19 protein-coding genes and 2 pseudogenes are annotated in these 25134 nt (G+C 63.4%); 11 read left to right on the top strand and 10 right to left on the bottom strand.

The window, feature by feature from the left end:
- Positions 1 to 91: 91 nt before the first annotated feature.
- From CJD35_RS07025 to CJD35_RS07015, 3 genes are all read left to right on the top strand, one after another.
- Positions 92 to 274: a DUF3606 domain-containing protein gene (locus CJD35_RS07025; RefSeq protein WP_095686967.1), complete on the top strand. Its 183-nt coding sequence runs from the start codon at positions 92 to 94 to the stop codon at positions 272 to 274.
- Between the two features lie 199 nt (positions 275 to 473).
- The gene (locus CJD35_RS07020; protein WP_017181682.1) at positions 474 to 3257 is read left to right on the top strand and encodes a TonB-dependent receptor; all 2784 of its coding nucleotides are present in this window, start codon (positions 474 to 476) and stop codon (positions 3255 to 3257) included.
- Entirely contained in the window at positions 3257 to 4321 is a 1065-nt protein-coding gene (locus tag CJD35_RS07015) for a phytase (protein WP_017181683.1), read from the top strand. Before CJD35_RS07020 ends, CJD35_RS07015 begins: the two co-directional genes overlap by 1 nt.
- A gap of 87 nt (positions 4322 to 4408) precedes the next feature.
- On the opposite strand, the gene CJD35_RS07010 is transcribed toward CJD35_RS07015, so the two are convergent.
- Positions 4409 to 7072 carry a M1 family metallopeptidase gene (locus CJD35_RS07010; RefSeq protein WP_095686966.1) on the bottom strand — a complete coding sequence of 888 codons (2664 nt, stop codon included), beginning with the start codon at positions 7070 to 7072 and terminating at the stop codon, positions 4409 to 4411.
- A gap of 252 nt (positions 7073 to 7324) precedes the next feature.
- A complete protein-coding gene (gene queF, locus CJD35_RS07005) occupies positions 7325 to 7786 on the bottom strand; it encodes a preQ(1) synthase (RefSeq protein WP_017181686.1) in 462 nt (153 codons plus the stop codon).
- An 89-nt stretch (positions 7787 to 7875) separates the two neighbouring features.
- On the opposite strand from queF, the gene CJD35_RS07000 reads away from it, so the two are divergent.
- From CJD35_RS07000 to CJD35_RS06980, 5 genes are all read left to right on the top strand, one after another.
- Positions 7876 to 9120, top strand: a complete 1245-nt coding sequence (locus CJD35_RS07000; protein ID WP_017181687.1) for a hypothetical protein — start codon at positions 7876 to 7878, stop codon at positions 9118 to 9120.
- A gap of 74 nt (positions 9121 to 9194) precedes the next feature.
- Complete coding sequence (locus CJD35_RS06995) at positions 9195 to 10040, top strand: sulfurtransferase (RefSeq protein WP_017181688.1); 846 nt, start codon at positions 9195 to 9197, stop codon at positions 10038 to 10040.
- Positions 10037 to 11269: a cystathionine beta-lyase gene (metC, locus tag CJD35_RS06990; protein WP_017181689.1), complete on the top strand. Its 1233-nt coding sequence runs from the start codon at positions 10037 to 10039 to the stop codon at positions 11267 to 11269. The genes CJD35_RS06995 and metC overlap by 4 nt, the downstream gene beginning before the upstream one ends.
- Positions 11270 to 11273: 4 nt before the next feature.
- Entirely contained in the window at positions 11274 to 12554 is a 1281-nt protein-coding gene (locus CJD35_RS06985) for a mechanosensitive ion channel family protein (protein ID WP_095686965.1), read from the top strand.
- Between the two features lie 44 nt (positions 12555 to 12598).
- Positions 12599 to 13111 (top strand): sterol desaturase family protein, encoded by a 513-nt coding sequence (locus CJD35_RS06980; RefSeq protein WP_026002142.1) that lies wholly within the window; start codon positions 12599 to 12601, stop codon positions 13109 to 13111.
- A gap of 87 nt (positions 13112 to 13198) precedes the next feature.
- Here CJD35_RS06980 and CJD35_RS06975 read toward each other — a convergent pair whose 3' ends face one another.
- Together CJD35_RS06975 and CJD35_RS06970 are read right to left on the bottom strand one after the other, a co-directional pair.
- Entirely contained in the window at positions 13199 to 14653 is a 1455-nt protein-coding gene (locus tag CJD35_RS06975; RefSeq protein WP_017181692.1) for a DNA recombination protein RmuC, read from the bottom strand.
- A gap of 29 nt (positions 14654 to 14682) precedes the next feature.
- Positions 14683 to 15873: an aminotransferase gene (locus tag CJD35_RS06970; protein WP_026002143.1), complete on the bottom strand. Its 1191-nt coding sequence runs from the start codon at positions 15871 to 15873 to the stop codon at positions 14683 to 14685.
- A gap of 415 nt (positions 15874 to 16288) precedes the next feature.
- On the opposite strand from CJD35_RS06970, the pseudogene CJD35_RS06965 reads away from it, so the two are divergent.
- Both CJD35_RS06965 and CJD35_RS06960 read left to right on the top strand, forming a co-directional pair.
- A pseudogene (locus CJD35_RS06965) lies at positions 16289 to 16513 on the top strand (transposase); the annotation flags it as partial.
- A 148-nt stretch (positions 16514 to 16661) separates the two neighbouring features.
- Entirely contained in the window at positions 16662 to 17873 is a 1212-nt protein-coding gene (locus CJD35_RS06960) for an IS256 family transposase (RefSeq protein ID WP_095686774.1), read from the top strand.
- Positions 17874 to 18190: 317 nt separating this feature from the next.
- Here the strand turns inward: CJD35_RS06960 and CJD35_RS06955 are convergent, their stop codons facing one another.
- The 6 genes and pseudogenes from CJD35_RS06955 to CJD35_RS06930 all read right to left on the bottom strand — a co-directional run bounded on the left by CJD35_RS06955 (position 18191) and on the right by CJD35_RS06930 (position 24263).
- Positions 18191 to 18973, bottom strand: a complete 783-nt coding sequence (locus CJD35_RS06955; RefSeq protein WP_017181695.1) for an enoyl-CoA hydratase/isomerase family protein — start codon at positions 18971 to 18973, stop codon at positions 18191 to 18193.
- Positions 18970 to 20040 carry a phosphotransferase gene (locus CJD35_RS06950; RefSeq protein WP_017181696.1) on the bottom strand — a complete coding sequence of 357 codons (1071 nt, stop codon included), beginning with the start codon at positions 20038 to 20040 and terminating at the stop codon, positions 18970 to 18972. The genes CJD35_RS06955 and CJD35_RS06950 overlap by 4 nt, the downstream gene beginning before the upstream one ends.
- Positions 20037 to 21476 (bottom strand): DUF1254 domain-containing protein, encoded by a 1440-nt coding sequence (locus tag CJD35_RS06945; protein ID WP_017181697.1) that lies wholly within the window; start codon positions 21474 to 21476, stop codon positions 20037 to 20039. Before CJD35_RS06945 ends, CJD35_RS06950 begins: the two co-directional genes overlap by 4 nt.
- Position 21477: 1 nt before the next feature.
- Positions 21478 to 22631: pseudogene (locus CJD35_RS06940) on the bottom strand (acyl-CoA dehydrogenase family protein); the annotation flags it as partial.
- Positions 22576 to 23379, bottom strand: coding sequence for an SDR family NAD(P)-dependent oxidoreductase (locus tag CJD35_RS06935; protein WP_095686964.1), 804 nt, complete (start codon positions 23377 to 23379; stop codon positions 22576 to 22578). The gene CJD35_RS06935 and the pseudogene CJD35_RS06940, both read right to left, overlap by 56 nt.
- Positions 23376 to 24263: an SDR family NAD(P)-dependent oxidoreductase gene (locus CJD35_RS06930; RefSeq protein WP_017181700.1), complete on the bottom strand. Its 888-nt coding sequence runs from the start codon at positions 24261 to 24263 to the stop codon at positions 23376 to 23378. The genes CJD35_RS06935 and CJD35_RS06930 overlap by 4 nt, the downstream gene beginning before the upstream one ends.
- A 169-nt stretch (positions 24264 to 24432) precedes the next feature.
- On the opposite strand from CJD35_RS06930, the gene CJD35_RS06925 reads away from it, so the two are divergent.
- Positions 24433 to 25122 carry a carboxymuconolactone decarboxylase family protein gene (locus CJD35_RS06925; RefSeq protein WP_026002145.1) on the top strand — a complete coding sequence of 230 codons (690 nt, stop codon included), beginning with the start codon at positions 24433 to 24435 and terminating at the stop codon, positions 25120 to 25122.
- Positions 25123 to 25134: the final 12 nt, after the last annotated feature.

The following is a 25134-nucleotide window of genomic DNA, read 5'->3' as shown; positions in this document are numbered from 1 at the left end:
TCCGTCAAGCCCTGTCCTAAAGGGAAGCGGAAACGGATCGCTATTTGTGCATTGCTGATACTTTGGGAAGACTCACTAGACGGGCGCAGCGATGATCAACGACCATAACCATGCAGGGCCGCCGGACGTAAACCAGGTCAGTCTGGATGATGCCGAGGCGGTCGACTATTGGACCCGCCGTTTCGGCGTATCGCGCGAGGAACTGGAGGAAGCGGTCGATACAGTGGGCGAAAGCGTCGACGCCGTCGCAGCCTATCTGAACGTCGCGCCCTGACGTGGGCCGGGATTAACCGCCTCTCGCACGAAATGGGCTGCCCCAGTCGGCTTGCGCGCGCCGTAACGTCATAAATGCAGCCTTCACGAATTTGTCACGGTTCTGGAATGACCCTGTAACATCAATCTCCCAATGCGCGCCCCAACGACAGGCGGGCGGACCAATACCGCATTGCCGCGCACAACAGGGAGTCCTAACGATGAACCACCGCCTTCGCGGCGTGAGCCGCTTTGCCATCATGCTTGCGCTCGCCAGCCCCGCTGCAGCAATTGCCGGCACAATCACGGGCACCGTGTCCGACGGCACCGGCACCCGCGCCCTGCAATCGACCCAATTGCGCATTGTCGAAACCGGCCACATTGCTGAAGCCGGACGCGACGGCAGCTACCGCTTCCCCGACATGGCGCCCGGCACCTATACCATCGAAGCGCGCTATACCGGTGCCGATCCGGTCCGCACCACGGTAGTCGTGCCTGCCAGCGGCGATGTCGATGCCGACATTCGCATCGGGTCGGACATCGATTCATCCATCATCGTTGTGGGTCAGCTGGCCAACCAGGCGTCCGCCCTATCGCGCCAACGTGCAGCCGACGGCGTCGAAAGCGTCCTGACCCGCGACGCCATCGGCCAGTTTCCTGACCAGAATGTCGCTGAATCGCTGCGCCGCCTGCCTGGCGTCAACATCCTGAACGACCAGGGCGAAGGCCGCTTCGTATCGGTCCGTGGCCTTGACCCCGAACTCAACGCCGCATCGGTCAATGGCGCCCGCCTGCCCGCGCCCGAAAGCGACGTTCGATCGGTCGCGCTGGATGTCGTCCCATCCGAACTGATCGAATCGATCGAGGTCAAGAAGTCGCTGACGCCCGATATGGACGCCGACACGATAGGCGCGTCGATCGAAATCAACACCACCAGCGCCTTCGACCGGAAGAAGGATCTCTATTCTGCAAAGGTGGAGGGCAGTTACAACGATTATGCCAACACCGTCACGCCAAAGGGCAGCGTCGACTTTTCGACCCGACTGACCGATCGGTTCGGCATTTCAGGTGGCCTGAGCTATTATAAGCGCCGGTTTGAAACCGATAATATCGAGGCGGCCGACTGGACCAGCAGCGACGATGGCATCGACTATGCCGAAACGCTGGAATATCGCGACTATGACGTGGCCCGCAAGCGGATCGGCGCCACGCTCAACATGGACTGGATGCCCAGCGACACCACGAAATTGTACGCGCGCGGTATCTACAATCAGTTTGACGACCATGAATATCGCCGCCGCCTGACCTTCGTTCTGGACGAGCAGCCTGCATCAGGTGGTGCCGACAGCGCAAACTTCACCGATGAGGACGGTCGCATCGAAGTGCGCCGGGATCTTAAAGACCGGTTCGAACGGCAACGCATCAAGTCGCTGGTTTTGGGCGGCACCACGGAAACCGGGCCATGGAAGCTGATCTATTCGGGCAGCTGGTCGGAATCGAGCGAAAAGGAAGCCGGATCGATCGATCCGATCCGCTGGCGCGCCCGTTTCGACGGAGATGGCGTGGACGTGAATTTCAACTATGCCGACCCGCGCATCCCGACATTCGACGTAACCAGCGGCGCTGATCTGTTCAACGACCCGTCGGAATATGCATTCAACCGCGTCGAGCAGACAATCCTGTCCGATTCTCGCGACCGCGAATATGCGATCAAGGGCGATATTGCCCGCGCCTTCGCAACGGATAGCGGCACCTTCACCGTCCAGGCAGGCATGAAGGCGCGCTGGCGCAAGAAAAGCTATGACTTCAACATGAACTATTATGACAAATCCGATCTCGATCTGGCGGATGTATTGGGTGACCAGACCTATCGTCTGGCCAATATCGGTCCGGTCCCGGCCAAGGGCGCAGCCACCGATTATTTCTATGCTAATCAGAGCGCGTTCCGGCTGGACCCCGTCGCCAGCGAATATGAGTCCGCCGCTGCCGACTATGACGCGAAGGAAGATGTGCTGGCCACATATCTGATGGGGCGTTGGGACAGTGAGACGCTGCGTCTGATCGGCGGCGTACGCATGGAACAGACCCGCAATGTCCTGCGTGGGAATCTGGTCGATACCGATGGCGATGAAAACAGCATAACGCCCAACATCTTCACCAAACATTATACCGACTGGCTGCCCAGCCTGACTGCGCGCCTGGAACCGTCGCAGGGGCTGGTTTTCCGTGCCGCGGGCTATAAGAGCCTGGTCCGTCCGAAGCTGTCGCAACTCGCGCCGCGTTTCCTGCGGGACGAGGATGGCGCGGCCGAATTCGGCAACCCGGATCTCAAGCCATTCCGCGCTTGGAACCTGGATGCGTCGGCTGAATGGTATTTCAGCCGCAATGGTGCGCTGACCGCTGGCCTGTTCTGGAAATCGATCAAAAACTATACCGCGCAGATCCGCGACTTTGACAATGGCAGCTATAACGGCGTTGCCTATAGCGAAGCGTCCTACTTCGTGAATGGCGACACCGCCAAGGTGAAGGGCGTCGAACTGTCCTTCAGCCAGGTGTTGAACTTTCTGCCTTCGCCGCTTGACGGACTGCTGGTGAACCTCAATTACAGCTATACCGACGCCAAGGCGAAGATCACCAGCTATGATGGTGACGATAATGCCTATCTGCGCACCATCGGCCTGCCCAACGCATCGAAGCACACCGCCAACGCCGTGCTGGGCTATGAAAAGGGTCCCCTCTCGCTGCGCGCAGCCGGCACCTATCGCAGCAAATATCTGGACGAGGTCGGCGACGCGCCCGACACGGACCGGATCGTCGACAATCATTTCCAGCTCGACCTGTCAGCCAAATATAAGGTTCTGCCGGGCGTGCGCCTGCTCGCAGACTGGGTGAACGTCAACAACGCCAAATATTTCGCCTATCAAAACTTCAACGGCAACAAGCGTCTGCTGCAATTTGAAGAATATAACTGGACCGTGAAGTTCGGCATGGCGGTGAATTTCTGATGAAAGCGATCGTCTCCGCCCTGCCCTTGCTCGCCCTCGCCGCCTGCGCGACGACGGGCGAACGGGAAGTCCCGGTGTCGGTTCGCATCGCCAATGCCACGCCCGCCGTCTCCGTGACTGCGCGCGGCGAGACTGCGCCGGTCGGCACGACCAATGCGGACGCGGCGGACGATCCCGCGATCTGGCGCAATGCTGCTGATCCTGCCGCCAGCCTGATCGTGGGCACGGACAAGAAGGCGGGCCTTTATGTCTATGGTCTGGACGGCAAGGTGCGCGACTTTCTGGACGCGGGCCGGGTCAATAATGTCGATCTGAAGGATGGGGTGACGATCAACGGCGAGCGCGGCATTCTGGTCGCCGCCAGCGACCGCAGCGCTGTTGCTGATGCCAAGATCGCGCTCTTCCGACTCGATCCCGCCACCGCCAAGCTGACCGCGTTGGGCAAGGTCGATGGCGGCGCTGGCGAAGCCTATGGCATCTGTATGGGGTCCGACGCTGACGGGCTTTACGCCTTCATCGTGCTGAAGGACGGGACGATCAATCAGGTCGCGCTCGACATGTCCGGCGCAGCGCCCATGGGTCGCATCGTCCGCACGCTCAAACTGGGTACGCAATCGGAAGGCTGCGCCGTCGATGACCGCACGGCACGCCTTTATGTCGCGGAGGAAGATGTCGGCCTGTGGCGTTTCGATGCGCGCGCGACCGGCCCGGCCACGCCAGTGCTGATCGCGGCGGCGGACGGCAAGAATCTGGTCATGGATGCCGAAGGCGTCGCCATCGCGCCCATGGGTGAGAAGGACGGCTATGTCCTCGTTTCCAGCCAGGGCGACAATGCCTATGTCGCCTATCGCCTGTCCGACGACGCCTATGTCGGCCGTTTCCGCGTGGTCGATGGCGCGATTGGCGGATCGGAAGAAACCGACGGCATCGAGCTGATGCTGGGCGATTTCGGCCCGCAATTCCCCGGCGGGCTGTTCGTGGCGCAGGACGGCCACAACGCGGCGGCGGCGCAGAATTTCAAGCTCGTGGCGTGGGACGATATCGTGAAGGCGCTGGGGCTGTAATGCCCCTCCCTTCAGGGAGGGGTTAGGGGAGGGGCTGTACACGCCCTCCCCGACCCCTCCCGCAAGCGGGAGGGGAGCGATCAACTTTTACTTTTGTCCGGCGAACCAGGCCGCCAGCGGCGCCTTCAGCCGATTGCGCGTTTCGATCCGCGTCTTGATCGCGGCGATGGACCGATCCACCACCTTGCGCGATTCGGGCGTCAGATATTGGGTCGCATAGGCGTCCAGCTTGGTCGCCATCGCCGGGTCCGCCGATCCGCCGCCGAGCCGTGCGAGGGCCTGGCTGCGCGCCGACACGTCGATCAGCGCCTCATATTGCGCCCGGTGCGCCAGCACATAATCGACCGCCAGCATCGGATGTTCAGCGCCGACCTGCGCGATGATCGCCGCGCTGGTCGTCTTGCCCGGCTCGTCGGTCAGCGCCAGATCGAGCGCCTGCTGACCCAGCTTCTCATCCTTCGCCGCACCCAGCAGCGCGAACAGGCTGCTCTTTTCCAGATCGGTCTTGGCACCCTTGGCCATTGCGCGCAGCTTGTCCCAGGTTGCCTGGTCCGCATTCTTCGCGATGATCGCCAGCCACACATTGCGCAGCGGCCCGTCGAGCGCGGCGGGATCGCTCGCCAGCGCGGCAAAGCGACGGTTGGCTTCGGCGACCACCGCCTTGTCACCCATATCGCCCAGCGTGGATACTAGTGCCGATCGCAGCACCGGCACCTGCGCGCCTTCGCCCGCCTTCGCATCATAGCCGATGGCCGTGAGCGCCGGGGTCAGCTTGGCCGACGTATAGGCCGCGACCCGACCCTGCGCCGCCTTGTCGCTTTCCAGCATGGCATAGGCACTGTCGAGATAGCCCGGCACCTCCGCCAGCACGGCGGGGCTGGCGGCCATCGGCACTGCGTCGATCAGGTCCAGCGCCAGCCCGATCGGCTGATAACCGGCCAGCCCCAGCTGGAAATTATCCGCCAGCAATCCGGTCTGGTCGATCGAGGCCAGCTTGGTGAAATCCTTGGCCAGCGCCTGCACATTGGCGGCGGGATAGAGCGAGCGATAATAGCCCGTCTGCCCCGCATTGACGACATAGGCACCGCAACCGGGCAGCGTCATCTGTCCCTTGCCCTGCAAAATCAACCGCTGCGGCGCGCCGCCGATCGTCTGCGCCATCACCGGCACATTCCATTTCAGCGGCGCCTTGCCCTTGGCATCGCGGCTATATTCGCCCTGGCTCAGGCTCAGCACCGTCTGCCCGCCCTGGCATTGCGCGCTTTCGACCGTCACCAGCGGGATGCCCGGCTGGCTGGTGAAATCATGGGCGATCGCGACCAGACCCTTGGCGCCCGCACCTTCGACTGCCTTCCACAGGTCATCGGTCACGGTGTTGCCATAGGCGTGTGCCTTCATATAGCTGCGGATGCCATTCTTCCACACATCCTCGCCGGCAAAGCCCTCCAGCATGGTGATGACCGCCTCACCCTTCTGGTAGGTGATGGCGTCGAACGCCTGATTGACCTGATCGACCGTGGTGATTTTCTGCACAACCGGATGGGTGGTCGCGAGCGAATCGAGGCTCATCGCCGCCTCGCGCCCGTCCACGCGGGTCAGCAGCATTTCCCAGTCGGGTTGCAGCTTGTCGGTCACCTTGGTCGCCATCCAGCTGGCGAAACCCTCGTTCAGCCAGAGATCGTCCCACCAGGCCATGGTGACCAGATCGCCGAACCATTGATGCGCCATTTCATGCGCGACGGTTTCGTAGATGCGCCGCTTGGTCGCTTCGGATGTGAAGCGCGGATCGACCAGCAGCGCGCGTTCAAAGGTGAAGATGGCGCCCCAATTTTCCATCGCGCTGAAAAACTGGCTCTGGCCCGGCCCGGCAACATTGTCGAGCTTGGGCAGCGGATAGGGCACGCCGAAATAATCGTTGAAATAGGGCAGGATATTGACTGACGCGTCCAGTGCCAGCGTCGCCTTGCCACTGTTGCCCTTGCCCGTGATCACGCCCACTTCGGTCGCGCCCGACATCTTGGTCGCGCGCTCCAGTTCGCCAAGGCCGAAGAAGAGCAGGTAGGAGGACATTTTGGGGCTGGTGCCGAACGTCACCTGGGTCTTGCCGCCGCCCAGATCCTTGGTGGTTTTCACCGGCATGTTGCCGACCGCCAGTTCGCCGGTCGGAATGATCGCGCTCAGATCGAACGTCGCTTTATAGCTTGGCTCGTCCCAGCTCGGCACGAAGCGGCGGGCATCGGGCGCCTCGAACTGGGTGAACAGCGCGCGCTTCGCCTGGCCTTCATTATTGGTATAGTCGAGCGCGAACAGCCCGTTCGCCTGCGTGTTGATGACACCGGCATAGGCGATCGCCAGCTTATACTGGCCCGGCGTCAGCGGCTTGCCGAAATCCAGCGTCACGGTCTGCGCCTCGGCATCCACCTTGGCGCTGCCCTTCATCGCCTTGCCCTTTGCCGGGGTCAGCATGACGTCGCCAATGCTGAGGTCAGCGGCGTTCAGCACCAGGGTGGGCATCGCCTTGCTGACTGTGACGTCGATCATCACCTTGCCGGTGAAGGAGAGGTTCGCCTCATCGGGCGTCACTTCAATGGCATAATGGGTCGGCGCAGCGCCACGCGGCAATTGGGTGGTGATTCCGGCAGCGGGACCGGCGGCGGTACCGGCCGAAGAAGCAGATTGCGCCAGCGCGGGCGTGGCAAGGGCGATGGGTGCGGCCGCGATCAGCAGCGGCAGGATTTTGGCAAGCGACATAGGATTTCAGACTCCGACACGTCAGACAGGCTTGGGTCCGATCGGACCGGCACCGTGATGAAACGCGGGATAGCCCGTTTCGCTGCATCGGTCACGCGATGACATGGCGTCGCGATGTCGCTGGTCGAACATTGTTGTGCGTTCGTCAAACAGTGGGAGGCGCATAGCGCCGCCCTCCGTTCGCCCTGAGCCTGTCGAAGGGCCGCAGAGCGACGAGGCTTCGACAGGTTCAGCCCGAACGGATTTGGTTCTTCATCCCCGCCCGCGATAGCCGGGCACATCCTGCGCGGGCAGCCATAAATCCTGCGGCGGCGCGCCCGATTGCCAGAACACATCGATGGGGATGCCCCCGCGCGGATACCAATATCCGCCGATACGCAGCCAGACCGGCTTCATCTCCGTAAACAGCCGTTCGCCGATGCCCACCGTGCAATCCTCGTGAAAGGCGGCATGATTGCGGAATGAGCCCAGAAACAGCTTGAGCGATTTGGATTCGACGATCGTGTCGCCGGGCGCATAATCGATCACCAGATGCGCGAAATCGGGCTGGCCCGTCACCGGGCAGAGCGATGTGAATTCCGGCGCGGCAAAGCGGACCAGATAATTGCGGCCGGGGCGCGGATTGGGGACATAATCCAGCACCGCCTCTTCCGGGCGGGCGGGAAGGGCGCTGGTCTGGCCCAGATGGAGCGGGGTCAAGGCAGGGTCGGTCATGGCGCTGCCCTACGCGATTGCACGGCTGGTGTCATCGGCTTCTCATTGTTCACTTGCGGTTCAGCCGCGCTTGTGCCTTGGCTCGGCCCATGGGGTATCATCGTTCGTTCCTGTTCGCCGCGCCGTTGCTGCTTGCGCTGCCTGTTCATGCCCAGCAGGCGGAGGACGCCGCGCCGGTCTTTACCCTGCCCCCCACCAGCGCGCCGCAACCGGCCAATCCCAACCGGCAGGGGCCGGAACTCGACGTGTTCCGCGCGCCCGCGACAACAGCGGCCCCGCCGCCGGTCATAGCGCCGACGATCACGCCGACGCCCGCGCCCGCCCAGCCCGCGCCACAAGTCCCCGCTCAACGGGCCGCGCCACCGCCTGCCCGCCCGTCGCGCGCTACCCCGGAACAGACGGCGCCCCGTGCGGCAGCGGAACGCGCAACGCCCGAAGCTGAAAGCAGCCCAGCCCCTACTCCAGCGCCGGAGCGAACCAAAGACCCAGCGCCGGCATCAACGCCCGCGCCACAGCCTGCCCCGACGCCCGCCGCCAGTGCGCCAGAAGAAGCACCGCCGCCACCCGCGAACGCGAACACCACGCCCTGGCCGTGGATCATCGGCGGTGCGCTCTTGCTGCTGGCGCTCGCCGCCATCCTCCTGCTGCGCCGCCGTCGCCCGATCGCACCGGATGCGGCAGAGGTGGAGATCGCGCCGCCCGCGCCTGTTCCGGCTCCCGCCCCGCCCAAAGCCGCGGCTGCGCCAAAGCCCGCGCCGACGCCCGAACCCGCACCCGAACCTACATCCGTCGCCGCGACACCCGACGCGCCCGATCGCCCATGGCTGGACATGGCGCTGGACCTCAGCCTCGCGCGCTATTCGCTGGTCGGCATGACCGTGGGCTATACGCTATTGCTTCACAATCGGGGCGATACGCCCGCGCAGGACGTGCTGGTGCGCGGCATCATCGGCAACGCAGGGGCGCAGCAACAGGCGCTGCTCCAGTCCTTCTTCGCCCAGCAAAGCGGCCTGCCGCTCCATTCCGCCATGGCGATCATGCCGGGCGAAACCCGGCGGCTGACCGGCGAGTTGCGGCTGATGCCCGACGAGATCGTGCCGGTGACGATGGGCCAGCGCAGCCTGCTGATCCCGCTCGCCGCCTTCGACGCCAGCTATCACTGGGGACCGGATGGGGGCGAGCCGCAAGGGCATGGCCGCACCGCCCGCGCCTTCATATTGGGCCAGGAGCAGGAGCCGCCCGCCGACCGGCTTGCCCCGTTCCGCCTTGATCAGGGACCACGGCAATATCGCCGCCCCGCCACCCGCGCCGCAGGGGAACTGGTCCCGTCCTGATCCCTCTTTCCAGCCCTGCCTGCGCGCCCTACTAATAGGGTGTAGCGCCACGAAATCAGGCCAAAGGGCATTGCATGGACATTCTCGTTTCGACCGACTGGCTTGCCGCAGAACTGGGCAAGCCGGACCTTTGCATCCTCGACGCCAGCCTGTTCCTGCCCGGCACGCCGCGCGACCCGCGCGCCGAGTTCGAGGCCGCCCATATCCCCGGCGCGGCCTTCATGGACCTGCCGACCCTCAACGACCCCGACGATCCGACCCCCGGCATGCTGCCGCCAGACACGCTGATGACGCAGCGCGCGCAGGCGCTGGGCATCAACACCGACAGCCGCGTCATCGTCTATGACAATAGCCCCACCCACAGCGCGGCGCGCGGCTGGTGGATGGTGCGGCTCTATGGCCTGGGCGCATCGGCCGCGATTCTGGACGGCGGCCTGCCCAAATGGGTGGCGGAGGGCCGCGCGACACAGAGCGGCCCCGTCACCCCCGCAACCGGCAACGCCATCGCCCGCCGCGCCCCCGGTCAGGTCCGCACCAAGGCCGACCTGATCGCCAATCTGGCAAGCCATGACGCGCAAGTGCTGGACGCGCGCGGCGCGGGTCGCTTCACGGGGGAAGAGGCCGAACCGCGCCCCGGCATGGCGTCTGGCCATATCCCCGGATCGCGCAACCTGCCCTCCGCCGCCTTGTTCAATCCCGACAACAGCATGAAGACGGGGGACGATCTGCGCCAGTTGTTGCACGACGCGGGAATCGACCTTGACCGCCCGGTCATCACCACCTGCGGCAGCGGCGTGACCGCGGCGATCCTGCTGGCGGGCCTTGAAATGCTGGGGAATCGCGACGTTACCCTTTATGACGGCAGCTGGTCCGAATGGGGCTATGATCCCGCCACGCCCAAGGCGACCGGCCCGGCATGAGCAAGGGGGGATCGGACAAGGACGCGCGCAAGCCGCTGACCAAGCTGGCGCAGGCGGGGCGCAAGCCCGAATGGACCGGCATGCCCGGCCAGCCCGGCGCGATCGTCAGCCCGCCGGTCTGGCGCGCATCGACCGTCCTTTATGATGATGTCGCCCATCTGCGCCGCGCGGCAGGCAGCAGCACGCATGAGCGGCTGTTCTACGGGCGAAAGGGGACGCCGACGGCCTGGAGCCTCGCCGACGCGCTCACCGAAATGGAACCGGGCGCGGCCGGCACGATGCTGTTTCCGTCGGGCGTCGCGGCGATTGCCTGCGCGCTGATGGCGGTGCTCAAGCCCGGCGACCGGCTGTTGATGGTTGACAGCGCCTATGACCCGACCCGCAACTTCTGCACGCAAATGCTTGATGGTTACGGTATCGAAACGATATTTTACGATCCGCTCGATCATGTTCAGCTTAGTGTCGCCTTAGCCGATGAGAGGGTCCGCGCCCTCTTCCTGGAAAGCCCCGGCAGCCTGACCTTCGAGGTGCAGGACGTGCCCGCCATCACCGCGCTCGCGCGCCAGCATGGCGTCACGACCCTGGCCGACAATACTTGGGCGACGCCGCTCTATTTCCCCGCCCTGTCCCATGGCGTCGACATCTCGATCCTGGCCTGCACCAAATATATTGTCGGCCACAGCGATGTCATGATGGGCAGCATCACCGCTAACGACCAATGGTTCGCCAAAGTCCGGCAGACCGCCTATCTGCTGGGACAGATGGTCAGCCCCGACGACGCCTGGCTCGCGTCGCGCGGGCTGCGGACGCTCGGCGTGCGCCTCAAACAGCATCAGGACAGCGCGCTTGCCGTTGCCCGCTGGCTGAAGGATCAGCCGGAGGTCGCCCGCGTCCTTCACCCCGCCCTGCCCGACTGCCCCGGTCACGCCCTGTGGCAGCGCGATTTCAGCGGATCGACCGGCCTGTTCAGCTTCATCCTGAACGGCGGCGACGATGCGGCCCGCGCCGCCCTGATCGACGGCCTGGCCCATTTCGGGATCGGCTATAGCTGGGGCGGCTTTGAAAGCCTGGCCCTGCCGATCGATCCCGCCCGCTACCGCAGCGCGACCGTCTGGCAGGCACAGGGACCGGCCATCCGCCTTCATATCGGCCTGGAAGATTCAGCCGACCTGATCGCCGACCTCGCCGCCGGCCTTGCCCGTTTCCGCGCCGTCCGCGACGGGGCGTAGGGCGATGCTATCGGGCATAGACTGGCTGTTGGCCCATGTCCCCGACGACAGCGGCATCATCCATCCGCTGATCGCATTGGCGTTCGCGCTGCTGCTCCACCTGGCCGCCGCCGGGTGCGCCCGCTTCATCGGCCCTCGCCTCCAGCCGCGCGCCCAGGTCATGGGACCAGCCTTCGCCCTGCGGCTCCGGGCGATGCTGCGCTACGCCATTTCCGCTTTGATGATCGGCATCGCCGCCGCCTTCTGGCCCCATGATTCGGTCGGCCACCTGGTCCTGGGCATCGGCCTTGGCCTCTCGGTTGCGCTGCTCGCCGTCTATGCGCTGCGGACCCTGGCCATTCCCCGCTGGGCGGTATTGCCGCTGGCGCTCCTGCTGTTCCTCAGCATCGTGTCGGGCACCAGTGGCGGCCTTGCCCCGGTTGGCGCGATGCTCGACACGGTCGGCATCAGCCTTGGCAAGCGGCGCATCACCCTGCTGGGGCTGCTTTCCATCGCCGCCACCTGCGTCGCGCTCTTCGCGCTCGTCCGCCTCGCCAACCGGCTGATCGGGCGATCGATCGACCATACGCAGGGCTTCGACCCGACCCAGAAGCTGCTGGCGCAAAAACTCGCGGCGATCGCGGTCATCGTCGCCGCCTTCTTCATCGGCGTCGACCTGCTGGGCATAGACCTCACGGCCTTTGCCGTCTTTTCCGGCGCGCTGGGCCTGGCCGTGGGCTTTGGCCTGCAAAAGACGTTCGGCAACCTGATCGCGGGGATCATCCTGTTGATGGATCGCTCGATCAAGCCGGGCGACGTCATCGTTGTCGGCGACAGTTTCGGCTGGGTGAACAAGATCGGCGTCCGCGCCGTCAGCGTCATCACCCGCGACGGCAAGGAACATCTGATCCCCAACGAAAATCTGATGACGCAGGAGGTAGAGAACTGGTCCTATTCCAACCGGAATGTGCGCGTCCGCATTCCCGTGGGGATCAGCTATGATTGCGATCTTGCGCTGGCGCAAAGCCTGATGCGGCAGGCCGCGCTCGATTGCCGGCGCGTGCTGCGCGAACCCGAACCCAATGTCTGGCTGATCGGCTTTGGCGACAGTCGCGTCGATCATGAGATTCTGGTGTGGATCAGCGACCCGGAAGGTGGCGTCAGCAATGTGAAGTCGGACGTCCTCAACCGGCTGTGGCACCTGTTCAAGGATAATGGCATCATCATCCCCTACCCCCAGCGCGTGATCCACGCCGCCCCGGTGCGCCCGGCCTCGCCCGGCCCCGACCTTTCGTCCACCTCGTAGCTTTACGGGTCGCGCCAGCGCGCCCGCCCGCCTATATGGATGCCATGTCGATCCTGCTGCCAGCCCTCGTCTTTCTAGCGACCGTTATTGCGATGGAGGGCTTTGCCTATGTCATGCACCGCTGGGTGATGCACGGGCCGGGCTGGTTCCTGCATGCCAGCCACCATCGCCCGCGTTTGGGAATGTGGGAGGCCAATGATCTCTATTTCGTGATCTTCGCCCTGCCCTCCATCATCCTGCTGCTGGGCGGGGTGCAATGGGGCTGGGGCAATCTGGCCACCGCCTGCGGTGCCGGGATCGCGGCCTATGGCGCGATTTACCTGGGCTTCCACGACATCATCGTCCACCAGCGGGTGAAGAACCGTTATGTCGCCCGTTCTCCCTATATGAAGCGCATCGTGCAGGCGCACCGGCTGCATCATGTGGTCGAGACCAAGGAAGGCACGGTCAGCTTCGGGTTTCTCGTAGCCCCGCGCCCGGAGGATCTGAAACGCGAACTTGCCAGCCGCAATCGGGCGGGCGTGCGGACAGCGAGTGGCGCGGCGAAAGGCGGCTAACACAACATCCGTTCGTTTCGAGCGTAGTAGAGAAACTTGCGCTGAACGTTTCTCGACTACGCTCGAAACGAACGGAACAATGTCTATTTACTCCGCCGCGTCCGGCAACGCCCGCAGCGCCTCGGCCGAAGCTGGATCACGCACCAGCGCATCGACCGGCGCCAGTTCCTCCAATTCCTTGCCGCCCGTCTCGATATTGAGGTCGCGCAGCTTGCGCCCGGTCACCAGCACCCGGCTTTCGAAGCTGCCGACAAAGGCGTTATAGTCGCCCACCGCGCCGTGCAGCCGGTTGCCGAGCTTCTTGAGCGATGCCGCCGCCGCCGCCAGCCGCTCATATAATTCCTTGCCCAACTGGCCGACCTGTCGCGCCTGATCCTGCAACTTGGCCTGCCGCCAATGCCCCGCCAGCGTCCGCGCGAGCGGCAGGAAGGTCGCAGGGCCGCAGATGATGACCCGGTTTTTCGCCGCCCGTTCCCACAGGTCCATGTCCGCCTCCAGCGCGGCGGTGACGAAATTATCGCCCGGCACATACATGATGACGAAATCGGGCGCCTTGTCGAACTGCTCCCAATAGGCCTTGCGTCCCAGCGCGTCGGCATGGGTCCGCATAGCACGGGCATGGTCGGCCATATGCGCGTCGCGAAGCGCGGGATCGACCTGATCGACGGCATTGAGATAGGCGACGAGCGAACATTTGACATCGACCACCATCTGCTGGTCGCCGGGCAGGCGGATGATGAAGTCGGGGCGCAAACGGCCATCCTCGACCGTCACCGAAACTTCCTCGCTGAAATCGACGAAGGGAGACAGGCCCGCCGTTTCGATCAGATTCTTGAACTGCTGTTCGCCCCAGCGACCCCGCGTCTTGGGCGCGGCGCGCAGCGCATTGACGAGCTTGGCGGTTTCTTCGCGGACCTGCCCCTGTCCCAGCTGCACCTGGTTTACCGCCTCGCGCAGTTCGGCATAGCTGCCGACGCGATCCTTCTCGACCCGCTGGAGGCCTTCCTCGTAGCGTTTGAGCGTCGTTTCGACCGGGGACAATAGCGTCTTGAGCTGCGCCTCGCTCTTCTCGTTCGCCTGGGCAAACCGCTGGTCGGCCCGATCGAGGAAGGTCTTTTGCGCTTCCCCCAGCAGCTTGCCGCCAATTTCGCTGAACTGGGCCGACAATTGCTCTTTGGCGTCGCGAAGCGCCACGATCTGCGCTTCGAAGGCTTCCGCCCGCGCCTGCGTATCCGACTGGAGCGCCGCCAGGTCGCGCAAGGCCGCCTCGCGCTCGGCCTGCGCGGTGTCGAGCCGCTGGGCAAGCGCGGTCTGCGCCGCTTCCAGCCGCTGCGCCGATGCCGCCGCCTGCGCCACCCGCTCCTTCTCCACCGCCAGTTCGCTGATCGCCGCGTTGCGCTGACTGACCGCCATCTCCAGTCGGCCTGCAAGGTCGGTTTTCTCCGCCATCAGCGGGCCAAGCGCCTTCCCGCGCAGCAGCCAGCCAACCGCCAACCCGATGAGCAATGCAACGACAATCAACAGGATCGGCAGGATTTCCATGAGCAGCCCTTTTGGAACGAAAAGGGAACTTAGCGCCCTTCGCCAGACCCTGCAACCACCCGTCGGCGAAAGTCGGCCAGTCGCGCAACCGCCTCATCCAGCACAGCGTCCGCCTTGGAAAAGCACAGACGGACCAGATGGGTGACGGGTTCATCGGGATAGAAGGCGGAGATCGGGATCGCCGCGACCCCGGCGTCGCGCACGATGCGCTCGCAAAATTCGCGATCGTCCATGGCGATGCCGCTGGCGGGCAGATCGACGCAGACGAACCATGTCGCCTGGCTGGGCAACAGGACGAACCCCGCCGCCCGCAGTCCCGTTACCAGCCGGTCACGCGACGCCTGATAGTCTGCGCGAATCGCGCCGAACCATTCGACCGGCTTGGCCAGCCCCTTGGCAACCGCCCATTGCAGGTTCGGCGGCGTGGTGAAGGTGAGGAATTGGTGCGCCCGCGCCAGCAGCGTGACAATCGGCGGCGCGGCGCACATCCATCCGACTTTCCAGCCGGTCAGGGAGAAAATCTTGCCCGCCGATCCGATCTTCACCGTCCGCTCGCCCATGCCCGGCTGCGCCATCAGCGGGCGGTGGCGCAAGCCGTCAAAGGTCAGATGCTCCCACACCTCGTCGCATATGGCGATCAGGTCGCGATCGACGCAGAAGCGCGCCAGCAGCGCCAACTCGCCGTCGCGCAGGACGATGCCGGTCGGATTGACCGGATTGTTCATCAACAGGAAGCGGGTGCGGGGTGACGCCGCCGCCAGCGCCGCTTGCGTGATCCGCCACTCCGGCGGGGTAAGCCGCACGACCTTCGCCACACCCCCAGCCCGCTCGATCAGGGGCAGATAGGCGTCATAAAGCGGGGCCAGCACCAGCACCTCGTCGCCCGGCTGCACCAGCGCCAGCAAGGTCGCGGCAATCGCCTCGGTCGCACCGGACGTCACGATGACGTCCTGCGGGGTCAGCGCCAGACCTTGATGCGCCGCATAATGGCTCGCCACCGCAGCGCGCAGTTCCGGCAGACCAGCCATGGGCGGATATTGGTTGGACCGGCTGAGCAGCGCGTCGGCCGCGACGTTCAGAATATCCGCCGGTCCCGGCGTGTCGGGAAAACCCTGTCCCAGATTGATCGCCCCGGTTTCACGCGCGAGCGCCGACATCTGTTCGAAAATGGTGGTCGGCATGTCCCGATAGACGGGATGGCCAAGAGCGGCGCCGGTCATGTCAGTCTCCACCGCTGCGGCAGCTTGCGCCAACGGGGTAATCGGTGCCGTCCGATTATTCCCACTCGATTGTTCGGGAGCATATCAAGATATTGAATTCATTGTGGAGAATATTTTTCCCCAAATGGTGCCGGCCTGGAGTCCTTGGCAATACTATGCTGTTGATATCGCTGAGTTACTTTCAAAGACATCCGCAAACCATCTATCGGCTACTATCGTCCGGTCCTGATCCATTCCAGCCCTGACGGTTGACCCCCGATTGCGGCGAAAAATATCGCGAGCGTTAGCGGGCGGGTGAAGCGACCCTGATATTTGTTCGCGCTTGATAGCACCATTTTGAGAGCATCTGACTAGCGGTCAGGACCCATTGATATGACTGGCTCGATCTGATTCAGGCTCTGCGAGGAGATTGAAGATGAGCGGCCTGTATTGGCTGACGGACGAGCAGATGGCTCGAATTGAGCCCCACTTTCCCGAAAGCCATGGCAAACTGCGTGTTGACGATCGCCGGGTGTTGAGCGGGATCAATTTCGTCAACCGGAATGGGTTGCGCTGGAGGGATGCACCGAAGGACGACCGGCCGCACAAGACGCTTTGCAATCGCTGGAAGCGGTGGGTTTCCTTCGGAGTTAGCGTCCGCGCTCGTGGTGTAATTTCTGGTGTAGATTGAGATGATCGCATGGGGTGGGGCATGCCCCACCCCATGCGATTTCGATCTCGGTGGCCACCGGGCTCATCGGTAAGGTGGAGTTACCACACTTCACACGCCCACCGAGGAGTTGATCCCGATGACCAACGACAGACTACCGCTTGCCGAGCTGATGGCGAAGACTGGAGATGGAGATTTCCTGCGCACGATCGCCGAGAGCGTATTACAGATCATCATGGAGGCCGACGTCGATGGCCTGGTCGGCGCTAGCCGACACGAGCGCTCCGGCGACCGGACGACCTGGCGGAACGGCTACCGCGACCGCAGCCTCGATACCCGGCTCGGCACGCTCAACCTGAGGATTCCCAAGCTACGGACCGGCGCCTACTTCCCTGGCTTCCTGGAACCCAGGAAGACCGTCGAGAAGGCGCTGGTCGCGGTGATCCAGGAGGCGTGGATCGCCGGCGTCAGCACCCGGCGTGTCGACGAGCTGGTGCAGGCCATGGGCATGACCGGCATCTCCAAATCCTCGGTGTCCAAGCTGTGCAAGGATATCGACGAACGTGTCCATGCCTTCCTTAAGCGGCCGCTCACCGGCGACTGGCCCTACCTCTGGCTCGATGCTACCTACCTCAAGGTGCGCGAGGGCGGGCGGATCGTCAGTGTCGCCGCGATAATAGCCGTTGCCGTCAACACCGAGGGCAAGCGCGAAATCGTTGGCCTTCACATTGGACCCTCCGAAGCCGAGCCATTCTGGTCGAGCTTCCTCAAGGACCTCGCACGCCGCGGACTGACCGGCGTGAAGCTGGTCATCTCCGATGCCCACGAGGGCCTCAAGGCAGCGATCACTCGCGTGCTCAGCGCCACCTGGCAGCGGTGCCGCGTCCACTTCATGCGCAATGCCCTGGCCTACGTGCCCAAGGGCCAGAACACCGTCGTCGCCGCTGCCATCCGCCAGGTCTTCCTCCAGCCCGACCATGCCGCCGCGACACAGGTCTGGCGCCAGGTCGCCGACCAGTTGCGTACCCGCTGGCCAAAGCTCGGCGCCTGCATGGACGATGCCGAGCACGACGTGCTGGCCTACATGACCTTCCCCGAGCAGCACCGCGTCAAATTACATTCCACCAATCCACTGGAACGCCTGAACAAGGAAGTGAAGCGCCGCGCCGATGTCGTCGGCATCTTCCCGAACGAGGATAGCATCATCCGCCTCGTCGGCGCCGTCCTGCTGGAGCAGAATGACGAATACCAGCTCCAGCACCGCTACATGCAGATCGAGGGCATGGCCGCCCTTGCTACACCAATGATCGAGGAGGCACAGCCGCTACAGATTACACCCAAGGCCGCCTGAAAATGCAGCCCGCTGGCCACACCCAATTCTACACCACATTGACGGACGCGACCTCCTTCGGATGATGGAAGGTCTGAAAGCGCCTCGGTCTTCCGAACGCAGGACGGTGATGATCAACGCGACCTATCTCAAGCCTGTCCTGAGCATGTCGGGTTCGACATAAATACGAATCAGATACCCGACGAATGGTGGAACGGTCCCGTCATCCGGATTGGGTGGAAAGTTGAGTTGCTTAGGCCTCAAGACAAGTGCGCAGACCTGTCGAACCGGATACAATGCTCATCGAATTATGACATGCTTTGCCCATCAACACGCGACTATACAAAATGGGGTGATCGCTTCGCCAGGAAGGCGGCGACGCCTTCCTGGCCTTCGACTGCGCCGGCGGACTTAGCGATCGAGGCGGCCTCGCGATCCAGTTGGTCGCGCAAACCAGCGTTCGCCGATTCCATCAGCAGGGCGCGGCATCGGGCCAGAGCGCGGACTGGCCCCTTTGCCAGCACCGTTGCGACCGCGGACGCTTCGACATGCAGTGCATCGTCAGGGACCACGCGCGTAACAAGGCCGATGGATGCCGCTTCCTGCGCCCCGATCCTTCGATTGGTGAACAGCATCTCCTGCGCCCGCCGCATGCCGATAAGCTGTGGCAGCCACCATGATGCGCCGCCGTCCGGCGTCAGTCCAACAGCGCTGTAGGCCGAAGTGAAATGGGCAGAATCGGCAGCAAGTGCGATATCCCCCATGATGGCAAGACTTAGCCCCGCGCCGGCTGCAGGCCCATTGATCGCCGTGACCAGAGGCTTTTCCATCGTGGCAAGCCGATAGATGCCGGCGTGGAAACTCCGCGCGAGAGCGCCAACCGCCGCTTCGGCATCGTCGCCAGCTGCAGAGAAGGCGTCAATGTCGCCACCGACGCAAAAAAATTTGCCGCTTCCGGTAAGGACGACACATCGTATCGCAGGGTCTGCCGCGCATCGCTCCGCCAGTTCATGGAGTCGCAATGCGAATGCGGGATCGACCGAATTGCGCTTGTCCGGCCGCGCCAGCGTCAGCCATGCGACGCTGTCCTGGATGTCGAGCGTGATGGCCGGACTGCTCATCGGGCACCTGCTTTTTCCGCCTGCTGCCACGCAAGGCGCATAAGTTCCGGCAGCACCGCAACGCGCTCACGGGCCTGCGCGGAGGAGGCATTGCCGCGGATCACCCTGCCCTTGATGCCATGGAAAATCGCCGCGAGCCGAAAGAAATTGAACGCAATGTAAAAGTCGTACCCCGGCATGTCCGCTAGTCCCCTGCGCCGACAATAGGCGGCGAGATAGGCCTCTTCATCGGCGATGCCGAGCGAGGCCGGGTCGCGCCCGCCAAGCCCGGCGACGATATGGGGCGGCATGCGATACATCATCGCATGATAGGCAAAGTCGGCGCCCGGATGCCCCAGCGTCGAAAGCTCCCAGTCGAGCACCGCCAGCACGCGCGGCTGCGTTGGGTGGAAGATCAGATTATCGATGCGAAAGTCGCCATGGACGATGCTCGTTTCTTCACCCGACGGGATATGGAGGGGGAGCCATTCCACAAGCCGGTCCATATAGGGATCACGGCCTGCCTCTGCATCTTCGGCATATTGGCGGGACCAGCGCGCGATCTGCCGTTCGAAATAGTTGCCGGGCCGGCCATAGTCCGCCAGCCCGGCTGCGACATGGTCGACACTATGAAGATCTGCGATCGTCGCGTTCATCGCATCGAACAGGGCGGATCGTTCAGCGGTTGATACGCCCGGAACTGCTGCGTCCCAGAAGATGCGCCCTTCCACCATGTCCATGACATAGAATATGGTGCCGATAATGGCTGGATCGCTGCACAGGCCATGGACGGCGGCGACCGGGAAACCGGCGTGCGCAAGGCCGGTCAGCACGCGTGCTTCCCGATCGAGCGCATGGGCGCCCTTGAGCAAGGGGCCGGGCGGCTGCTTGCGCAAGACATAGGTCTTGCCGGGCGTGATCAGCTTGTAGGTCGGATTGGACTGGCCACCCTTGAACTGCTCTATGCCGAGCGGTCCCGCATAATCGGCAACATTGGCGCGCATCCACAGGTCCAGCGCGCCCAGGTCCAGTTCATAACCAGGGCGAACGGCGGCGGTGCCGCTATTGGCATCGACCAAAGCGCTCATCGCCCGCCCTGCTCCTGCGCAATGGCCGGCGGCAACCAATGGCCGTTGAGCATTTCCGGTTTTGGTCCATAGGCGCGAATGACGACGAAAAACGGCCCGGCCGGAGCGGGAAGCCAGTTCCCGCCGGCCGGGGCTTTGTGCTGAATCCGGATGTCGATCGATCCATCCTTCTGCACCTTCAACCCCTTGGTCCGATCGCTTACCAAATAGCGGTTCAAAGGATTGGGATAGAGAGCGAATGTCTTTGCGTCGTATAGCGTGACGGACCAGAAGCTGTTGACGGGTGGCGGTGTTTGCAGCCGGAGCGTGTAGCGGGACGACGCGCCATCCAGCACTGCGCCCTTACCATCGACAAAGGTCGTGTAGGAGGCATTTTCTTCGCGCACATTCGCGCCCAGCCCCGCGATATTGATGACCGACCGGCGGACATAGTTGAAACCATAGACGCCCTTGTTGACCTTCATCCAACCAGTACCGGTGGGTTCGCCCAATTGCGACTTGGCACGGGTAAGCATGGCCAGCGCCTCTGTATAACCGCTTTCAATCGCCGCCCGCGCCGAAGGGCTCAGCGCGTCGGGATCAAACCCCTTGTCACCCAATATGCCGATCGGCCGGAAGCGCGATACCAGCGCGTCCTCACCCGGCTGCCAGCCATCGGCCCGAAGAACATAGTCGAGGACGCGAAGATAGCCGATGGCCCCCGGCGCAGGCGGCGGCGGGGTTGGAATGCCGGATTCGTTCGCCATTCCAACGCCCTGCGGAACAATAATCCTGACCGCGTCCTGAAAGGCCCGCGCCTTCTGCACATCGCCGTCGGAGTGGGCGAAGGCGCGCATGAGTATCCAGAGCTGGGGCGTGGCCGCCCGATATATGCGCACGCCTTCGGGCGGGGTTCCACTCCAGTCACGCGGGACCAGCAGAAAACGACCGCCTTCAAATCCGATCGTCCGGTTGCTCAAATTGCTGGGATTACCGAAGATGTCGAAGATGTTGAGCGTGAAATATTTGAGCTGCGTCGCCGGAATATCGATTTCGACCGGCCCCTTGCTGAGGTCGATCCATGCGGTCGAATAGAGCGTATCGGTGTTGGGAACCTTGAACGTGGCATAGTCAGGCCCGGCAAGGTTGCGATCATGGGCGAAGCGGTTGAAGCCGGTATAGTTGTCCGAACCGCGATCGAACACCTGCCGATAAAGCTGCTCATAATGCAGATAAGCCGACATGCCATAGACGGTCGCATCGAACGCGATGGTATGAAGCAGGGCGGCGCGGTCCTTCTCGTCCCTTGGCAGCAGATCCTCGCCATAGCCGGATTGCGTGTCGGGGGCTTCGGGTGCGGCAAAATTCCCAGCCTGACCATGTAGCGACGTCGATGCCAGGAGTGGCAGGAGCAACAGCAGCGATTTCGCGGCGCGCGCATATCGTCCGGCAATCATGCCTGCCCCCCTTCCAGTCCCGCTTTATCTTTTGGCGAGGCTCCATTTGTGGACCTCGGTTGGACCATCATAGATACGAAAGGCACGGATTTCCCGGAACGCCTGCTCGACAATAGTGTCGCCAGACACGCCTGTTCCGCCCATCACCTGAACGCATCGGTCAGCGACACGGAACAGCGCATCCGACACGGCGACTTTGGCCATCGAGCTTTCGGCGGTGCCGAGCGATCCGGTGTCGAGCACGCCGGCGCACCAGTCGATCATCAGTTCCGCCTGCTTCAGATCAATGAGATTGTCCGCCAACATGAAGCCGACGCCTTCATGATCGACGAGCGGCTTGCCAAAGGCATGGCGACGGCAGGCATAGTCCGTCGAGATTTCGTGCGCGCGCATCGCAAGCCCAAGCCAGCGCATGCAATGAGAAAGCCTGGCGGGGCTGAGGCGGATTTGCGCATAGGCAAAGCCTTCACCGCTCGCGCCCAGCATCTGGTCCGCCGACACGCGAAGGTCGACGATGTCGACTTCCGCATGCCCGCCGGGCATTGAACTGTCGATCGTATCGATCACGCGCACTGTTCGGATGGCAGGGTCGGGCAAGTCGACCAGGAACATGCATGCGCCATCGTCGGATCGGGCCATGACGATGCCCACGCGCGCACCATCCGCGCCGGTGATGAATTTCTTGCGGCCGTTGATCACCCAGTGATTGCCATCCAGACGGCAGGTCGTCTGCATCATCGACGGGTCGGACCCCGCCCCCCCGGATTCGGCAGGCTCCGTCATGAAGAAGGCCGATCGCGCTTCGCCGCTCACCAATGGTTCGAGAAAGCGCGACTTCTGCTCCGCGCTCCCGACCTTACCCAGCAAATACATGTTGCCCTCGTCAGGCGCGGCCGTGTTGCACGCGAGCGGGCCGAGAGGCGACAGCCCCGTCTTTATGACGACGATGGCTGTCTCCCGCTGCGTCAGGTGCGACCCGTCTTCCAGGATGTGCGGCGTGAGGACGCCCGCCATGTGCGCCTTTGCGCGCAACTCCCTGACCAGTGCGTCCTCCGGGCCATGGAAGCCCAGCCGACTGTCCTTTTCATAGGGGATTACTTCATTGCGGACGAAGGCTTCCACCTTCGTCGCGATGGCCATAGCTCGATCGGTCATTGCGCGGTGCTCCCCCATCGATCACCAGTTCGGCGCCCGTCATGTAACGGGATTCATCGCTTGCCAGGAAAAGGATCCCGTCCGCGATCTCCTCCGCCTGCCCGATCCGGCCAATCGGGACGTCCGCCAGCAGGGTCTTGGCGATCTCCGCATCGGCATAGGCCGGCGCGGTCAGGGGCGTGGCGATGTGGCCGGGATGAATGGAATTGGCGCGTACCCCATTGCCTGCCTCCGCGCATTCAATCGCAGTCGCCTTGGTGAACATACGAACGCCACCCTTCGCGGCGCTGTAGGAACCGGTGCCGGCGCCGGCCACGATACCGCGAATCGAGGACATGTTTACGATCGCGCCATGGCCGGAGGCAGCGAGCAAAGGCAGCATATATTTTGTCCCCAGGAACACGCTGTCCAGATTGACGGCCAGGATCGACCGCCACTGCGCCAAAGTCGTGTCGGCAATGGACGCGAATTTGCCGAACCCGGCGTTGTTCACCAGAATGTCTAGTTTCCCGAACCGTGCGCCGATCCTATCGGCAAGCGCCGCCCATGCCTGCTCGTCGGTTACATCCATCGTCGCCATATCATGCCCGTCACCGCACAGTGATGCGCAAGCAGTCGACAAGGCGTCACCGTTGCGGTCCGCCAACACGACTTTCGCGCCCTCCTCCGCAAAACGCCGGGCCGTAGCGAGCCCGATGCCAGAGGCGGCGCCGGTAATCAGCGCGATCCGCGAGTCCAGCCTGCTCATAATTTTTCCTTATCCAGATCAGCCTTGCCTTCGCTGAGTGAGATCAAACTGTCGAACTGGGGATTTTCCCGGTTCAAAATGGCTTGCGTCCTTTGTGCGATCGCCCCGTCGTACCGCGCTGAGGTGAAGACGTAGAACTGATCCTTGCGGATGCCGTCAAATGCCTCCGCAGCGACCTGTTCCGGAGACGGCGCGTTTTGGAACAGCTTGTCGGAAATGGACTGAAATTCGGGCGCTTCCACAGGGCGCCCAAGGGCTGATCGCAAATGGGCGGGCCGCGATCGCTCGGCCTCGTAAATGCGTGTCGCGACCAGACCAGGACATAGCATAGTGACACCAATGGGAGCATTGCGCGCACGCAGGCCAGCATAAAGGGCTTCGGTAACGCGCACGGCAGCATGTTTTGACGCGCCATAGACAGCCGAGCCTTCGCCACTCACAAACCCGGCGACGGATGCGGTATTCAAGATATGCCCCGACCGTTCCTCTGCCAGCATCCTGGGCACGAAACTGCGGATGCCGTTGATTACGCCATCCACGTTCACGCCAAAGGCCCAGCGCCAATCCTCCAGCGCATATTCCCAGACGGGCCGGTGACGCCCCCCAGGCACGACGCCGGCATTGTTGCACAGCAAGGATACCTCACCAAAACGGGACCATGCGCTGTCGGCAAGATCCTGAACCGCTTCCGGGTCGGCCACATCGGTCCTTTGGAGCATGATTGCCGAACAGTCGATGGTCGCGGCTACCGCTTCAAGGTCGGCAAGATTGATGTCGGCAAGGACCAGGTTCATGCCCTCTTGCGCGGCGACATGCGCGAGCGCCGCGCCGATGCCGCTGCCCGCGCCGGTAATGACTGCCGTCCGGCCCTTGAAGTCTTTCATCGGGAGCGTACTCCTCTCATGTCGGCCGAATTGGATCGGCCCGTTATAGGGTGCGATGTAGTCGACCGTCCGGTCGGACGTCAACCACCTATGGGACAGTTGACCCCACGCACGAAGCGGCATAGCCATGTTCAACCGACCGGACGGTCTGTATTTTATCGGAGAGACGATGTCTGATCATCTACCCACCCTCGCCAGTCTGGGCCGCCTGCGCCGCGACGCGCCGAAAACGATCGCGGGCTTCCGTCGCTGGCGCTCCATCATTGATAGCGATGGCGCCGTTCCAGCAAAGGTGAAACGATTGTTCGTGGCCTGCGCAGCCACGGTGAAGGGCTATGGGGAGCTTGCAGCGCGGGAGTTGGCGGCAGCCCAGGCGGCCGGGCTGACCGAGGCGGAAGCCGGTGCGGCGATCGCGATCCTGGCAAGCGTGCGGGGTGAGGGCGCGTCGCTGCGCTTCCATACTCTTTTTCGCGAGATATATTCCGGGGCCGCAGACCCCGACTGGCCCGACGACGACATGATCGTGGAAGAGGGCGCAGCAGAGGCCAACTTCCTTCAATATTTCGGCACGATGCCGCCATCCTTGGCCAAGCTGTTGGAGGTCAAGCCGCTGGGTGCCGACGCATATTATCTGATGCGCGAGGGCACGTTATCAGGCACCGCGCTGGGGCCGATTTACGCCGAGTTGCTGCTCGTCACCGTGCTTGTCGCCGACTATAGTTCGTGGGCGTCCGTGCACATGAAAGGCGCGCGCACCGCAGGCGCCAGCGAGGAGGCAGTAGCGGAAGCCGTGATCTGCGCTGTACCGACAGCCGGCCTCTCCGCCTGGGTGATCGGCGCGACTGCCATGGACGCCTGAAAGACGCCCCCG

The organism is Sphingobium xenophagum, from assembly GCF_002288285.1.
Lineage (GTDB): Bacteria > Pseudomonadota > Alphaproteobacteria > Sphingomonadales > Sphingomonadaceae > Sphingobium > Sphingobium xenophagum.
This window is presented reverse-complemented; position numbering and strand designations above follow the sequence as displayed.

Bases quoted from the DNA above. Each gene is read 5' to 3' on its own strand.
- CJD35_RS06925 (WP_026002145.1), top strand. From the start codon at position 24,433: ATGTCTGATCATCTACCCACCCTCGCCAGTCTGGGCCGCCTGCGCCGC.
- CJD35_RS06945 (WP_017181697.1), bottom strand. From the start codon at position 21,476: ATGATTGCCGGACGATATGCGCGCGCCGCGAAATCGCTGCTGTTGCTC.
- CJD35_RS07020 (WP_017181682.1), top strand. From the start codon at position 474: ATGAACCACCGCCTTCGCGGCGTGAGCCGCTTTGCCATCATGCTTGCG.
- CJD35_RS06995 (WP_017181688.1), top strand. From the start codon at position 9,195: ATGGACATTCTCGTTTCGACCGACTGGCTTGCCGCAGAACTGGGCAAG.
- queF (WP_017181686.1), bottom strand. From the start codon at position 7,786: ATGACCGACCCTGCCTTGACCCCGCTCCATCTGGGCCAGACCAGCGCC.
- CJD35_RS07000 (WP_017181687.1), top strand. From the start codon at position 7,876: ATGGGGTATCATCGTTCGTTCCTGTTCGCCGCGCCGTTGCTGCTTGCG.
- metC (WP_017181689.1), top strand. From the start codon at position 10,037: ATGAGCAAGGGGGGATCGGACAAGGACGCGCGCAAGCCGCTGACCAAG.
- CJD35_RS06955 (WP_017181695.1), bottom strand. From the start codon at position 18,973: ATGAGCAGTCCGGCCATCACGCTCGACATCCAGGACAGCGTCGCATGG.
- CJD35_RS06950 (WP_017181696.1), bottom strand. From the start codon at position 20,040: ATGAGCGCTTTGGTCGATGCCAATAGCGGCACCGCCGCCGTTCGCCCT.
- CJD35_RS06980 (WP_026002142.1), top strand. From the start codon at position 12,599: ATGTCGATCCTGCTGCCAGCCCTCGTCTTTCTAGCGACCGTTATTGCG.
- CJD35_RS06930 (WP_017181700.1), bottom strand. From the start codon at position 24,263: ATGAAAGACTTCAAGGGCCGGACGGCAGTCATTACCGGCGCGGGCAGC.
- CJD35_RS07025 (WP_095686967.1), top strand. From the start codon at position 92: ATGATCAACGACCATAACCATGCAGGGCCGCCGGACGTAAACCAGGTC.
- CJD35_RS06985 (WP_095686965.1), top strand. From the start codon at position 11,274: ATGCTATCGGGCATAGACTGGCTGTTGGCCCATGTCCCCGACGACAGC.
- CJD35_RS06960 (WP_095686774.1), top strand. From the start codon at position 16,662: ATGACCAACGACAGACTACCGCTTGCCGAGCTGATGGCGAAGACTGGA.
- CJD35_RS06970 (WP_026002143.1), bottom strand. From the start codon at position 15,873: ATGACCGGCGCCGCTCTTGGCCATCCCGTCTATCGGGACATGCCGACC.
- CJD35_RS06935 (WP_095686964.1), bottom strand. From the start codon at position 23,379: ATGAGCAGGCTGGACTCGCGGATCGCGCTGATTACCGGCGCCGCCTCT.
- CJD35_RS07010 (WP_095686966.1), bottom strand. From the start codon at position 7,072: ATGTCGCTTGCCAAAATCCTGCCGCTGCTGATCGCGGCCGCACCCATC.
- CJD35_RS07015 (WP_017181683.1), top strand. From the start codon at position 3,257: ATGAAAGCGATCGTCTCCGCCCTGCCCTTGCTCGCCCTCGCCGCCTGC.
- CJD35_RS06975 (WP_017181692.1), bottom strand. From the start codon at position 14,653: ATGGAAATCCTGCCGATCCTGTTGATTGTCGTTGCATTGCTCATCGGG.